This window comes from Streptomyces aureus (assembly GCF_000725495.1).
In the GTDB taxonomy this organism is placed as follows: domain Bacteria; phylum Actinomycetota; class Actinomycetes; order Streptomycetales; family Streptomycetaceae; genus Streptomyces; species Streptomyces aureus_B.
In genome coordinates this window covers 97,032-109,747 of record NZ_JNZD01000007.1, presented here as the reverse complement: position 1 = coordinate 109,747, position 12,716 = coordinate 97,032, and the positions used below count along the sequence as shown (strand labels likewise).

The following is a 12,716-nucleotide window of genomic DNA, read 5'->3' as shown; positions in this document are numbered from 1 at the left end:
GTCATGGCGCCCCGCCTCTGAAGGTGAATGCTGAAGCTATCTGCCCTTTGAATGGATTAGCTGCGTCGATTGCGTATCTTGATGGGCGTCTCGGTCAAATCCGGGCTCGGATTACATTGGCGGGTTACGGTCGGGCCAGTAGCGGGTTGGCGGCGACGGCATCGCGCAGGAAACTCAGCTTGGAGTAGAAGGTGTGGTCTTGCGCCCAGCCGCGGGCGGCAAGGTGGCTCCGGAGCCAGGCGTTGACCCGCTCCATTTCTCGCAACACCTCGTCCGTGTCGTTGTCCAGGACACTGCGTGAGCGGCGGTACTCCAACTCGCACTGGGAGAGCACCACGTTCGGTGCTGCCAGAAGGGAGCAGCGGTCGAAGAAGATGCCGTAGACGTGGCCGGTGCGCATGGACTCGCACTGCACGTCGTAGCGGACGCGTTGGAACGGCGGCATGGCCCGCGCTTGAAGCCCTAGGTCCGAGCACAGGTACTCCTCGAAGCGGTCAGGAGTGACGTCAAGGCCGGACGACAACCTCTCGCGGCGGGCGAAGGCGTCCTCGGTGAACCACTTGCGCTTGAGTACGTATCCGGCGGAGACCGTGGGGATGAACGAGGCGTAGCCGACTTCGCTGCCAGGCCCGGTCACCTCGAACAGGTGGTTCTCGGTGTGGTGGACCTGGAACTCCTCCCGGTACTCCGGCCGGCAGTCCCTCAGTTCCCCGTCGCGCAGTGCCTTGAGCAGTCCCATGGACGCGGCCCAGATGTCCGGTGCCGGATCGAGGGTGTACTTGTACTCCAGCTCGGTCCCCGCGAAGTGGGTGCGGAAGTACCGAAGATGATTGTTGAGCGCCATGCTCAGCTCGGCGCGGGAGGACAGCACCGGCTCCAGCCAGCGCAGCAACTCGACCGGCCCGTGTCCGACAGGCTCACGGGTGGTGCGGACGAAACAGGCGTCCTCGGGGTGGAAACGGATCTGGGCGTACGCGTGGTAGCCGCCGGCCGGATGCTCGGCGAGGTAGCACAGCGGGACGAGACCCGGGGCGGCGTCGGTTCCGACCAGCTCGTGCAGAGGGGTTCCGGCGATGGCGTCGGGGAACAGGGCTTTGCCCTCGATCCGGCTGGTCCCGCGCCATGTGCTGTCCGCGCTCAGGGCCTGGACGGGGCAATCGCCGAGCGCGTTCCAGCGGATCACTACGGTGGTGCTCGGTACACAGACCTCCTGCGGTGCTACTCGTACGAGCACGATCGGGTCGGTCGCCCTGCGGGGCGCGGTCTGGTTGAGCAGGTGGATGCCGCCAAGGACCATCCAGGCGTGTCGTGTGGTCGTCTCGTCACTGCGCATGGATGTCACTTCTCCCGTCAACCGGGCCGCGCGAAGGCCCGCCGCCCCATCTTCTGCTGGTCGCCATGTGACTGCGGTTCGACCGATGCCGAGCCCGGGACACGGTCGGGTGGCCCCGTTGTCTGTTGTCGCGGTGTGTGCGCGACGGCGGCATAAAGTGAGCCGAGTGAGTCGTGGTGAATTTGAGAAGAAGATCATGGAAGCAGTGGTCGCCGACGCTCGTTTGGCCGCGCTGGAGTTCGATGACGCCCGGGCATGGCTGGAGCAGGCTCGGCAGCGTCCTATGGAACCCCTGGCGGCTGAGGTCTGGGTGACCGACCCCCACTTCGACCACGTCTTGCTGGTCGAGCACCGGGTGCGCGGATGGGTCCCGCCCGGAGGCAAGGTGGAGCCGACCGAGACACCACGCGAGGCCGCGGCTCGCGAACTGCGAGAGGAGACCGGTCTGTCGGCCCGGCTGCTGCCCGAACCTGCGGCTGTGGCGGTCCGGTCCTACCGGGCTGACTGGTCCCGTACGCTCGGTCTGTCGTACGCCGCGATCGTCGACCGTCAGGCGCCGCTGGGCGGGGAGAAAGGCCAGCCGGCGGCATGGTTCAGCCTCGATACGGAGTGGGAGAGCGTCTTCCCGGAGGACCGCGCGCGCGTCCTTTCGCACGTGCGGCGGCTGGTGGGCGAGCGTCCGGTCGAGGCTCGCTGAACGCTGCTGCCAGCTGTCGCTCAGATGACGTTGTCGATCTGGGCGACGGCCTCGTCGGGCAGTGTGACCAGGTGAAGGTCGTTGAGGAAGCGGACCCATACCGGGGCGAGGCCGGGCTCCTGCTCGAACTCCTGCCTGCTGAGGTGTCCTTGCGCGTAGGTGGCGGTGCGCAGCGCGTAGGGCTGGAGCTGGTCGGGGTGTATCCATTGGGGGGTGCGTACCTCTCGGGGCGAGGGGCGGAGGGGACCGGATGCTTGAGCCTCGAAGACCCACCAGCGGTGGCCGACAGGTCCGGTTGGTCTGCGGCGGCACTGGTTGGGCCGCCACGTTTCCAACAGCAGGTGCAGGTGGGCCACGGTGAGGCCGACTTCTTCGGCGGCCTCAGCCTGTGCGGCCTGTTCGGGGCTGCCGTGGTGGTCGATGTGTCCGGCGACCGGGGCGATCCCGGCGGGTGGTGTCGCGCGTTCGAACACCAAGAGCCCGTCCGGAGAGGAGATGAGCACGCCGACGCTGGTGTGATCACAGTGGTCTTCCCCGGTGTTGCCGGGCTGGATGTTCACTGAGGTCCGCCCGGCCGCTGGGCGACTACGACGAGCCAGCTCGTGATGGTCGGTGTGTCGGGGGTGGTCAGGGCGTACGCGGCGTCCAGGATCCGCATGCGCTGGGCATGGGTGAAGTTGCCCTCGGGGCGGGCGAAGACGGGAATGGACAGCCATGCCTTCTTCTCCGCCATGGTGCTGCGCTGGGCGGTGACGTCCATGGCCAGCACGGGCAGGCCGGCGTCGGCCAGGTACTGGGTGATCGTCTCGGGGGGCAGTTTGGGTGAGCTGGTGACAGCGGGCGGCGGGGTATAGCCGTAGTCGCTGGTGGCGATCTCGTGGATGAGGGCGTTGAGTGACGGCCCGGTGCGCGTGCTCTGCTCGTCGGGGTGGCGGACTCCGGCGAAGCCTCCGCCGACGTTGAACACGAACCGGCCGCCCGGGCGCAGGACTTGGCTCACCGCAGCGAACACTGTGGTGGTGTCGGTCTTCCAGATCGCCGAGTTGCACACCACGGCGTCCACACTGGCGGGCGGGACGTGGGCGGCAAGGGTTTCCGCCGTGGCGGTGATCCACGACAGGCGGGGGTCGGTCAGGGTGCGGCGGCCGACGCGCTGCATCGCCGCGGCGCTGTCCAGGGAGAGGACGGTCGCCTCGTGCGGGACCCGTTCGAGGATCGCGCGCGCGGTGGCACCTGCGCCACCGCACAGGTCGACCACCAGGCTGGCGTCGGACAGCTCGGCCCAACGGGCGAGATCGCGGCTGGTCGCGCCGTACATGGGAAAGGTCCGGGTGAAGGCGGCGTACGCCTCGGCCGTGGTGTCGTCGTCCCAGCCGAGCACGGCGTCCTGGGGTGCCACGGTGCCAGTGCCTCACTTTCCGGATACAGGGCCCGGCCGCTGCGGGCCGGGCTGGTCGGGCAGGGTCAAAAGAGCGCGGACTGAACGGCGGTGGACGGGGAGGCATACGCCCCGAGGGTGAGGCGGCGCCCTTTCAGGGCGCCGAGGTCGAGCAGGTAGCGCAGTTCGTCCTCGCTGTCGAGAGCGGCCAGGACCTGGGAGCCGATACAGGCAACGGGGGTGAAGCCGTGCTCGCCCTCGCGCACGTCGTGCGGGTAGAGCACCCGCTCGGCGCCGGCGCGCACGAGGTCCCCTTCCTCGGGCGGCGTCCATGGCTCCGGGGTCGCGGTGATGTTCATGGCGTCCAGGGCCACGAGGGCGCTGTCGAGGTGGCGCTTGTGGGCGAGTTGGGCCGGCGCGAGGTCGCGCATGGCGGCCAGGGAGTTCAGCTTGGCTGCGGCCCGGACCGTCTGGGTCAGGCCGAGGCGGCGGGCGAGGGCGTCCTCCAGGAAGCGCACCGTGCGTCCGTCGGGGCTCTGGGCGAGGAAGGTGGCCACCAGGGCGCCCTGTTCGTCCAGGCGGGAGCGTTTGCGTGGTTCGGCGGCGGTGCCGACCTTGGTTGTTCCGTCGGCGAAAGTTGCCAGGTAGAGCCAGTGCGGTTGCGCCATGTAGGCGACGAGGGCTTTGGGTGCGTGGCCGCCCTGGTGGAACTTGTGGGCGTAGTGGAAGTCGTCCTGGCCAGCGCAGTGGACGCACTGGCCGCTCTGGCCAGCGGGGGCCCGGTCGGGGCAGGCGGCGGCTTCGACGTGGTGGGTGTCGGTGAAGCGATACCAGCCAGTGCACCACCGGTCGTCGCCGATGACCTGGTAGCCGAGGTGCTGGTTCATGATCTCGGCGTAGACCAGGGGCCCGCCGGGCAGCGGGGCGAGCAGAAGGCGTGGGTCTCCCGTCGCCCACGTGACGCCGTGGCATACGTAGGTTCCGCTGGTGGGGAGGGCCTGGGACTTCATGGTGCGTTCCTCGCAGGTGGCGGCAGGTCAGAGGTGAAGGTGCAGGCGGTCGGCGAGCGCGGCGGCGGCGGTCTTGAAGACGTGGTCGCGGTCCATGTCGGTGACATCCAGCGACAGCCATCCGCCGCGCTGCTCGTAGGCGCGCAGCTGGGCCAGGACGGTGTCCTGGTAGCGGATGAAGTCTGCGTCTGCGGTGCCGGAGTGGCCGGTCTCCAGGGAGGTGAAGGACCTCTTGCGGGCGAGGGCCTCGGCCGCGCTGATCCGCAGGAAGATCACCAGGTCGGGTTCGGTGAGGTGGGCGAAGACCTGTTCGGCGAGGCGGGTGGAGACGTCGGGGTTGACCGCGTAGCGGGCCAGGATCTTGTGGTGGGCGTTGTCGAGGATCACGTGGGTGCCTGCGGCGAGCGCGGGCCGGATGACGAGCTGGTCCTGGAGCGTGTACCAGGAGGCCAGGGCCAGCAGCCAGTAGTGGTCGCCGCACGCCTGGGCCACGCGGGCGTCGCGGCGGTAGACCAGTGCGTTGAGCCGGTCGACGTACGCCGAAAGGTCGGCGTCCATGGGAACGTCGGTGGAGTGCTTGCCGACGAGGATCGCTTGGTGGCCGGCGTCGTTGAGGGCCTGGTGCAGGTGGGCGGCGAGGGTGGACTTTCCCGCACCGTCGATGCCGGTGACCGTGATCTCACGGCCGCGGGCTGCGGGGGGTGCTGGGGTCGTCATCGGGCTCCTTGGAGGGTGTGGGGCGGGCGGCCGGTCAGGCAGCCGGTGATGATGTCGCGGATGCGGTCGATCAGGACGGCGCGGCGGCGCAGGACGTCGAGGTGCCGCTCATTGGACAGGTCGGCGGGGTAGTGCCGGGCCAGGTTGTTGGAGATGACGTGGAGGTAGCCGAATCTGATCTCCGCCTGGCGGGCAGCCGCCCCCATGGGGCCGATCTCCGGGTCGACGAAGTCGTACGCGGCGTGCTTGGCTAGCCAGTCGCGGTTTTCCAGCAGGATCGACGGCGAGGTGGCATGCAGTCCGCGGTGCACGCCTGCCTGGGCGGAGGCGAAGTCACCGAAGAAGTCGTCCCAGGACACCAGCGCGCCGCTCACTAGGCTCGTGTTGCCGGTGGCCAGCCATGTGTTCGGCTCGATGCCGGGGGCAAGGGCTCCGACCTTGCCGACGTAGACGACGTCGTGGGCTCCGAGTGCGGCCAGGCGGGCGACGACCTGTCCGGCGACGTCGCCCCAGATGCTGTGGAGGAATCCGAGGTACACCACGCGGCGGCCGGCGATCTCGGTGCACTGCCAGGCGTAGCCGGGCCCGCGGGTCCACACCCCGTTGTCGGGGGCGAGGTACTGAAGGCCCCAGCCCACGATCACGAGATCGCCGTCCAGGTCGAGGTCGAGCCCGTCGAGCGCGGTGCGGCACTCGTCCTGCCCGGGCGGCTGGTAGGTGACCGCGCCGGCGGGGCGGTTGGTCATGGCCAGATAGGCGGCGATGATCAGTGCGTAGTGCTGGACGTAGTCGGCGCCGGGGAACGCCTTGATGACCAGATCGTTGCCGTGGACCTGGGCAGTGGGCCGCTCGAAGTTGAACAGCTTGCCGGTCTTCTCGTGGTGGGAGATCACGGCCGTGCGGTCGTAGCCGCCGATGACGCGGATGCTGTCCCAGTCCCGGTCCTGGATGAGATGGTGCACCTTGATCGTCAGGTAGCGCAGCAGACTGTCCCACCCCATGGTGTGACCGTCGGCCGGGATCGGGGCCGCGCGCAGCAGTCCGGGGGCGGGTTCGGCGAGCAGGGAGGTCATCGGCGCTCCTCGGCGATCATGACGCTGCTGCCAGCCGCCGTGCGGACGACGGCGATGTTGTGCCGGATCAGGCCGAAGCGGTCCTCGGAGATCGGGCCGAGCTGCTCGATCCGGGGAGTGGAGGGCTTCTCGTAGGGGCCCTCGGGCAGCAGGGCGATCCCCATCGCGCCGAGGATGACGGGGGCCGCGCCGTCCACGGAGGCGATCCACTCGTGCTCGCGTTGCTCGATGAGCTCCAGATGGCCGGTACGGCCCAGCCCGAGCAACCGGTAGACGAGGCGCGCCTCGACCAGACCGCGCTCTTCCAGGTAGGCCGTGGCCGCCCAGCGGGTGCGGCACAGCTGCCTGGTCGGGTCAGGTCGACGCGAGGCCGGCAGGGCGATGGCCCCGGCCCAGCCACCTGAGACGAGGGCGTCATAGGTGCGCAGCCACTCCTCGTCGTCCGCAGCGTGCAACACCGCACACAGCCGGAAGGCGTCACCGGCCAGGTCCTTGATCTCCTTGGCGGCCTGCTCACTCGCCTTCACGGTGGCCGCGCCATCGCGCATGACGTCCGGCAGGATGATCTCCCTCGCCCCGATCGCCCGCCCGGCGTCGACCAACTTGGCTGCGGGCAGGGCATATCCGAGGTCGAAGACGCCGTTGTCAACGATGATCTCCGCGCCGCGCTCGGCCTCGCGGGCGAAGAAGGCCCGATACATGGCATCGGACAGGACCTGCTGGGCGGCCACGTGGTGGACACGGGCCGGCTCCTGGCCAACGAACTGCTCCAGATAGGCGGGCGGGGCGATGACGGAGAAGTCGATGCTGGGGGCCATCACCGGGCTCCCCACTGCGCGGCGGCGATGGTGAGGAACTGTTGGGACAACACCGGGTCGCTGCCGAAGCGCCCGCCGGCGTGCACGGTGGTGGTCCGGGCCTCCTCCATCCGTACCCCGCGCATGCTCATGCACAGGTGGGTCCCGCGCACGGCGACAGCGATGTCCTCGGACTTGATCACGCCGGTGAGTTCCTCGGCGATCTGGCGGGTGAAACGTTCTTGGACCTGCAGCCGCCCGGCATGTGCCCGCGCGATCCGCCCGAACTTCGACAGCCCCACCACCTCACCGTCCGGCACGTATCCGGCCGCGACGGCGAGGTTCATGGGCAGCAGGTGGTGCTCGCACACGCTCCACACGCTCATGCCGCCGACCACCACCAGCTGGTTGCTCAGGTGGGATTCGGCGAAGCAGGTCGCCGCCGCGGAGCCAGTCGGGGACAGCAGGTCGCTCCACCAGGCGGCCACCCGCTCCGGGGTTCCGATCAGGCCCTCACGGGTGGGGTCCTCGCCCAGTTCGACCAGGAGTTGGCCGATCAGGTCGGCGACCCGGCCCATGTCGATGGGCGAGACGGGCACGGCGGACTCCGGTGAGGCGTCCCCCGAGCCGATGATGGGGGTGACGACAGCATGCGTCATGAGCGTCTTCTCGCTTCCAGGACGGGACAAGCGGGGGGTCAGCGGCCTCGCGCGTCGGCGAAGGCCAGCACATGAAGGCGGGTGGTGAAGTGCCAATGCCGGGCCGCGACCGCGTCCGCGAGTTCACGGGTCCGCGCGATGACCACCTCGCTGGTGGCGCCTTCCGGCATGATCCACACCGGCGCGAGGGCATGTGCACCGGCGACCTCGGCAATCCGGTCGAGGTCGGCCAGCGACGAGGCGACGAACTTGAAGACCGCATGCCCGGATGCGGCAAATACCTCCAGCGCACCCGACACCAGGCTCTTGGCCTCGTCCGCCCCGAAGCTGGCGAGCTTGGGCGAGACGTTGAAGCAGACGCCGTCGACCAGCAGCGCCGGGTCGGGCTTCAGCGTGCCGTTCGTCTCGATCTCAACGCGCTTCCCCGCTGCCAGCAGACGCTGGACGAGCGGGACTACCTTCGTCTGCTGGATCAGCGGCTCGCCTCCGGTGATCACCACCAATTCGACAGGCGAAGATGCGGCCCAGGCCGCCAGGTCCGCGACCGACCGCTTCTCCGATTCCTCGCCCGGGTCGTACCGGCTCCAGTCCCAGGTGTACTTCGTGTCGCACAGAGTGCAGGTCAGATTGCACCGGGACAGCCGGATGAACAAGGCCGGCTGCCCGCAGCTGGGTCCCTCGCCCTGGAAGGTCGGCGTCTCGATGCCGAAACACTCCGCGATGATCACCTGGAAGTCGGCGTCGGCCTCAGCGAGTTGTGGAAGTGCAGGTCCGTGCATGGTCATTGCCCCTCCACGGTGAACCGGGCCCAGCTGCGCTCGGTCTCCCGAACGGCGACCGAGACCAGGCGTCCGGGGATGTGCGGCTCAAGGTTCTGGATGAACCAGCCGGCCAGGAACTGAGCCAACAGCTCCGAGGTCGGGTCGAAGGGCAGCACTTCGTGCAGATTGCGGTGATCGAGTTCGTTGTCGAGGAACTCCTTGAACGGGGCAAGCGCTCCGAAGTCGGTGACGAATCCGGGCGCTTCCAGGGCGGAGGCGGTCAAGGCGACCTCAACCTGGTAGCTGTGCCCGTGCTGGCGGCTGCACTTGTGTTCGGGCGGAAGCCCGGGCAGCCGATGCCCGGCTTCGAAGGTGAACGTCTTGCCGATCGTGGTGGTGCCCGGGGGCAAGGAGACGGCGGCGAGCAAGCTGGTCACTCAAGGCTCCTTTTCGTGGGATCGCAAGGAAATGGCGCGGTGCCCCGGCTCGGGTTTGAAGGAAGACACCGGCGGCACGTCGTAGGCGGGCGGAGAAGGGGAAGGGCCTATCCGGGGACGGCGGTGAACTCTTGGGCCAGCACGGAAACGAGGTGCCGGTCCCAGCGGTCCACGGCTTCGTCCTTCCGGAAACTGCCGAAACGCCTCCAATAGGCACGGGCGGCAGGGCGCTGCATCAACCAGCGCGCCTGCACCCTGAGGGCGTGACGGTTGAGAAGGCCGGTGCGGAACTTGACCGCAAGAAGGCTGATCTGGCGGTTGCAGTGCACCGCTTCGGCGTACTCCTGCGGGGGCAGGCCGTCGGTTGCCCATATCGCCTGCTGCTGGGGGTCGGTGGCGATGTCTGCCAGCAGCTGCTGGTGGATCACCTCGGCGTCCAGCGTCAGCCGCTGGCGGTGTCGGCGTTCGGCAAGTCCGGTCGCGACCGCCCCCACCGCGGAGGCGATGAGGACGGCGTAGGAGGTCTTCATCTGTGGCCTTTCGTCCGTAGTGCGCTGCCTAACCTGCGTTTGACCTGCAGCACACACAGGTCGGAGTGCAGCTCTTCCGCGCGTGCGTGGCCGCGTCACGCTGCACCCGCAAGGGCCGTGAGGCGGATCGTGTCGTCATGCGTCCCTGGGGAGGCCGGAGCGGAGAGCCGTTGCTGAAGAGCAGCGAAGACCGCTGCGGAGGGAAGGAGACCTGCGTCGCCCCGGCGCGCTTCGAGGAGATCCGGCTCCCGGATCGGGTAGGGCTCCAGACCGTCGGGGCCAAGGCGGTACTGGGTGCCGAACTCCTGCGACTGCAGGCTGTTGACCAGGGCACGGTCCTGGAGATGGGCCCACTGCTGCAGGCAAGCGTCACCGGCCTGGGCAGCACGGTGCAGCAGGCGGGCGGCCGTACGCTGGAAGTCGGGTTCGTCGTCGGCGTGCAGCGCGAGCAGCCAGGCGGCGCGGGAGGCCGCAGGCCCGACGAGACGATGGCCCGGCCAGCCGTGATCGGCCAGGACACGAGCAAGCATCTTGGCGTTGACATGATCGGCATGCCGGCCCTGCCCCAGGTGCACCGAGTCGAGTTCATTGCGCACATGCCGTGCCCAGCGCTCGGCTTCCTGCTGCGCGCGCGAGATCAGTTCGTGGGCAAGATCGGGCCGCAGCGGATTTCCGGCCGTCATGATGTTCTCCCCTTGCTGTCCGACGAGGCTGGTAAAGGAAGGGGGACTTCGCAGCGGATGAGGAGCAGGAGCGGAGGGCGAGCCTCAGCACGCAGTTCGAGACGTATGACGTGCTCGCCGAACAGCGCGGCCGTCCCGGTCACGGTCCAGCCCATTTCCTGCAGACGATCGAGGAAGCGGCGGGTCGGACCGGTGTTCGGTTCGCGCGGTGCGTAGGTCTCCGCACGGACACCCGGCCGGTCGAGGCGGGCGGCGTAGTCGGATGACCACAAGGTGATCAGCCTGACGATGTCGTCCGGGTGCTCGGGAAGCGTGTACACGTGATGGAGGAGCAGGCGAGAGCCTGTTTCGGCGCTGCCCTCGCGCCCGGAGCCGGCCTCCAGGCCGAGGATCATGCAGGCCAGCAGGAGGCCGTCCTCGAACAGCCCGACCGTACGTAACTCCTTGCTCCAGAAGAGCTCCGGAATGTCTGCGCCGGCGGGCTTGGGCAGTCCATGCCGTGTGAGCCAGCCAAGACGGTCCTCGACCAGTGCGACCGCCTCCGCCCGTTCGGCGTCGGTGCGCAAGGAGCGCATCTCGTAGACGGACCGGACCGCGGCCGTATCCGTGTCCGCATGCGAAAGGCGATGCTCGGCCGGGGCGGAGGTTGAGTGGTCGGTCATCGGAGCGCCCCGATGGGGGTCGCAGCGTCGCCGCGGGGTCCGAGCAAGCCCCAGGAGGAGTTGTCGGGCAGGTGGCGCGGTGTGGCCGGAGCCAACCGCTGCAGCAGAAGGGCGCTTTCGATCAGGCCCATGTGGCTGAACGCCTGGGGGAAGTTGCCGAGTTGCCGTCCGGCGGCGGGATCGTACTCCTCGGCGAGCAGACCGAGGTCGCTGCGCAACGAGAGAAGGTGACCGAACAGCGCATGAGCCTCATCCAGACGCCCGATGAGGGCAAGGGCGTCGACCATCCAGAAGGAGCACAGGAGGAAGGTCCCCTCACCTCCGGAAATCCCGTCAACTCCGCTGCCAGTGGCAGTGGTTGGGTAGCGGTGGACGAGTCCGTCGGGCGTCGACAGCTCACGGCGGATTGCTTCCACGGTCCCAATGACGCGAGGGTCGTCGGGAGGGAGGAAGCCCACACGGGGAATCAGTAGCAGGGCCGCGTCCAGTTCCCGGGAACCGTAGGACTGGGTGAACGTGTTGCGCACCGGATCGAAGCCCAGCTGACAGACCTGCCGGTGGATGGTGTCGCGCAACTCCATCAAGTCGGACAGGTCCACGTCGAGGGCACCGGCCTTGGCCAGGCGGATCGTACGGTCGAGGGCCACCCAGGACATCACCTTGGAGTGCACGAAGTGACGGCGCGCTCCGCGGATCTCCCAGATGCCTTCGTCTGGCTCCTGCCAGTGTCGCGCGAGCTGCCGCACCAACCGTTGGTGCAGGACTGCGGTATCACCACAGCGGGCAACACCGTTGTGGTGTGCGAGGTACAGGGTTTCGACTACCTCGCCGTACACGTCGAGCTGAAGCTGCCTGGCAGCCTCATTTCCCACTCGCACGGGCGCCGAATTCTCGTAGCCAGGCAGCCATTCCAGTTCCCGCTCGGGCAACTCGCGCTCCCCGGCGACCCCGTACATGATCTGGAGGTTCTCCGGATCGCCCGCCAGAGCCCTCAGCAACCATCGACGCCACGCCCTTGCCTCATCTCGGTAACCGGTTCCCAGCAGGGCGGCCAGGGTTGTGGAGGCATCACGTAGCCACGTATAGCGGTAGTCCCAGTTCCGGCGGCCTCCGATCTGTTCGGGCAATGAGGTGGTCGGTGCTGCGACGATCCCGCCGCTGGGGGCGTACGTCATCGCCTTCAGTGTGACCAGGGACCGGACGACCGCCTCGCGGTAGGGCCCTTCATAGGTGCACTGGTTGGCCCAGACCTGCCAGAAGGACATCGTCTCGGCGAGTGCTGCGTCTGGGTCCGGAACCTCCGGGGCATCAGCGTGGGACTGGCACCAAGTCAGTGCGAACGCAAGGCTCTGTCCGGCAGTGATAGTGAAGGCGCTGACCATCGCACCGTCCTTTTCAACCTGTTCAATCACGGCGTCGAGCCACAGAGCGTCCGCGCCTGCCTCGGCGACCATGCGCCCGCCTTCCCCATGGACCCACGGGGTTACGCGCCCGTATCCAGGCCGCGGACGCAAGGTCGACAGCATGGGCACGTGGCCGGCCAGGCCCTCGACGATCCGGATCACTTGAGGAGCGCCGTCACGCGGCGGCATGAAGTCCGTCACCCGTGCTGTGCCGGTGGGCGTTCGCCAGACGGAGTCGAGGACGAGGGAGTCGCCACGGTACTGACGCTCTGCGACCGCGCTGTGCTCGGTGTTGGTGATGCTGAGGTCCGGAGCGATGCGCCAAGCGCCGTGATCGCGCGAACCGAGCAGTGCGGCGAAGACTGCGGCCGAGTCGAAGCGGGGCAGGCAGAGCCAGTCGATCGAGCCGTCGTCGCAGACATGTGCGCTGGTCTGCATGTCGCCAATCAGGCCGTACTGCTCGATACGGGGGAGGTGTCTCATCGTGGGGGACTCCAGGGGCCCGGGTTTCCGGGAGGTGTAGTGGCCGCCGCAGCGGCTGGGGACACGGCTTGGCTGGGAATTCGAGGTCTCCTC

At 68.4% G+C, this 12,716-nt stretch carries 15 protein-coding genes; 1 reads left to right on the top strand and 14 read right to left on the bottom strand.

Annotated elements, in window-relative coordinates:
* Positions 1–124 precede the first annotated feature (124 nt).
* Positions 125–1,333 (bottom strand): hypothetical protein, encoded by a 1,209-nt coding sequence (locus IO36_RS14775; protein ID WP_037620101.1) that lies wholly within the window; start codon positions 1,331–1,333, stop codon positions 125–127.
* A 166-nt stretch (positions 1,334–1,499) separates the two neighbouring features.
* Here IO36_RS14775 and IO36_RS14770 point away from each other — a divergent pair, with 166 nt between their 5' ends.
* Positions 1,500–2,030: an NUDIX domain-containing protein gene (locus tag IO36_RS14770; protein ID WP_245173284.1), complete on the top strand. Its 531-nt coding sequence runs from the start codon at positions 1,500–1,502 to the stop codon at positions 2,028–2,030.
* Positions 2,031–2,050: 20 nt separating this feature from the next.
* On the opposite strand, the gene IO36_RS14765 is transcribed toward IO36_RS14770, so the two are convergent.
* The 13 genes from IO36_RS14765 to IO36_RS14705 form a co-directional block, all read right to left on the bottom strand.
* Positions 2,051–2,590, bottom strand: a complete 540-nt coding sequence (locus IO36_RS14765; RefSeq protein ID WP_051900481.1) for an NUDIX domain-containing protein — start codon at positions 2,588–2,590, stop codon at positions 2,051–2,053.
* The gene (locus tag IO36_RS14760) at positions 2,587–3,429 is read right to left on the bottom strand and encodes a class I SAM-dependent methyltransferase (RefSeq protein WP_037620097.1); all 843 of its coding nucleotides are present in this window, start codon (positions 3,427–3,429) and stop codon (positions 2,587–2,589) included. The genes IO36_RS14765 and IO36_RS14760 overlap by 4 nt, the downstream gene beginning before the upstream one ends.
* Positions 3,430–3,494: 65 nt before the next feature.
* Positions 3,495–4,418, bottom strand: coding sequence for a DUF2797 domain-containing protein (locus tag IO36_RS14755; RefSeq protein WP_037620094.1), 924 nt, complete (start codon positions 4,416–4,418; stop codon positions 3,495–3,497).
* 27 nt (positions 4,419–4,445) lie between these two features.
* Complete coding sequence (locus IO36_RS14750) at positions 4,446–5,135, bottom strand: dTMP kinase (protein ID WP_037620092.1); 690 nt, start codon at positions 5,133–5,135, stop codon at positions 4,446–4,448.
* Positions 5,132–6,208 carry a nucleoside phosphorylase-I family protein gene (locus IO36_RS14745; protein ID WP_037620090.1) on the bottom strand — a complete coding sequence of 359 codons (1,077 nt, stop codon included), beginning with the start codon at positions 6,206–6,208 and terminating at the stop codon, positions 5,132–5,134. The genes IO36_RS14750 and IO36_RS14745 overlap by 4 nt, the downstream gene beginning before the upstream one ends.
* The gene (locus tag IO36_RS14740; protein ID WP_037620087.1) at positions 6,205–7,026 is read right to left on the bottom strand and encodes a hypothetical protein; all 822 of its coding nucleotides are present in this window, start codon (positions 7,024–7,026) and stop codon (positions 6,205–6,207) included. The genes IO36_RS14745 and IO36_RS14740 overlap by 4 nt, the downstream gene beginning before the upstream one ends.
* Complete coding sequence (gene folE, locus IO36_RS14735; protein ID WP_037620086.1) at positions 7,026–7,664, bottom strand: GTP cyclohydrolase I; 639 nt, start codon at positions 7,662–7,664, stop codon at positions 7,026–7,028. Before folE ends, IO36_RS14740 begins: the two co-directional genes overlap by 1 nt.
* A 38-nt stretch (positions 7,665–7,702) precedes the next feature.
* A complete protein-coding gene (locus tag IO36_RS14730) occupies positions 7,703–8,392 on the bottom strand; it encodes a 7-carboxy-7-deazaguanine synthase QueE (RefSeq protein WP_342455117.1) in 690 nt (229 codons plus the stop codon).
* 53 nt (positions 8,393–8,445) lie between these two features.
* Positions 8,446–8,862 (bottom strand): 6-pyruvoyl trahydropterin synthase family protein, encoded by a 417-nt coding sequence (locus tag IO36_RS14725; protein ID WP_245173282.1) that lies wholly within the window; start codon positions 8,860–8,862, stop codon positions 8,446–8,448.
* Between the two features lie 107 nt (positions 8,863–8,969).
* Positions 8,970–9,392, bottom strand: a complete 423-nt coding sequence (locus tag IO36_RS14720; protein ID WP_051900479.1) for a DUF6082 family protein — start codon at positions 9,390–9,392, stop codon at positions 8,970–8,972.
* A 95-nt stretch (positions 9,393–9,487) separates the two neighbouring features.
* Entirely contained in the window at positions 9,488–10,075 is a 588-nt protein-coding gene (locus IO36_RS14715; RefSeq protein ID WP_037620081.1) for a DUF6624 domain-containing protein, read from the bottom strand.
* Positions 10,072–10,650: a hypothetical protein gene (locus IO36_RS14710; protein WP_037620079.1), complete on the bottom strand. Its 579-nt coding sequence runs from the start codon at positions 10,648–10,650 to the stop codon at positions 10,072–10,074. Before IO36_RS14710 ends, IO36_RS14715 begins: the two co-directional genes overlap by 4 nt.
* 83 nt (positions 10,651–10,733) lie before the next feature.
* Entirely contained in the window at positions 10,734–12,623 is a 1,890-nt protein-coding gene (locus IO36_RS14705) for a glycoside hydrolase family 15 protein (protein WP_078943225.1), read from the bottom strand.
* Between the last annotated feature and the right edge of the window lie 93 nt (positions 12,624–12,716).

What these genes read in the sequence shown, in the direction of transcription:
- IO36_RS14755 (WP_037620094.1), bottom strand. Translation starts at nt 4,418, where the DNA reads ATGAAGTCCCAGGCCCTCCCCACCAGCGGAACCTACGTATGCCACGGC.
- IO36_RS14720 (WP_051900479.1), bottom strand. Translation starts at nt 9,392, where the DNA reads ATGAAGACCTCCTACGCCGTCCTCATCGCCTCCGCGGTGGGGGCGGTC.
- IO36_RS14745 (WP_037620090.1), bottom strand. Translation starts at nt 6,208, where the DNA reads ATGACCTCCCTGCTCGCCGAACCCGCCCCCGGACTGCTGCGCGCGGCC.
- IO36_RS14710 (WP_037620079.1), bottom strand. Translation starts at nt 10,650, where the DNA reads ATGCGCTCCTTGCGCACCGACGCCGAACGGGCGGAGGCGGTCGCACTG.
- folE (WP_037620086.1), bottom strand. Translation starts at nt 7,664, where the DNA reads ATGACGCATGCTGTCGTCACCCCCATCATCGGCTCGGGGGACGCCTCA.
- IO36_RS14715 (WP_037620081.1), bottom strand. Translation starts at nt 10,075, where the DNA reads ATGACGGCCGGAAATCCGCTGCGGCCCGATCTTGCCCACGAACTGATC.
- IO36_RS14750 (WP_037620092.1), bottom strand. Translation starts at nt 5,135, where the DNA reads ATGACGACCCCAGCACCCCCCGCAGCCCGCGGCCGTGAGATCACGGTC.
- IO36_RS14705 (WP_078943225.1), bottom strand. Translation starts at nt 12,623, where the DNA reads ATGAGACACCTCCCCCGTATCGAGCAGTACGGCCTGATTGGCGACATG.
- IO36_RS14775 (WP_037620101.1), bottom strand. Translation starts at nt 1,333, where the DNA reads ATGCGCAGTGACGAGACGACCACACGACACGCCTGGATGGTCCTTGGC.
- IO36_RS14740 (WP_037620087.1), bottom strand. Translation starts at nt 7,026, where the DNA reads ATGGCCCCCAGCATCGACTTCTCCGTCATCGCCCCGCCCGCCTATCTG.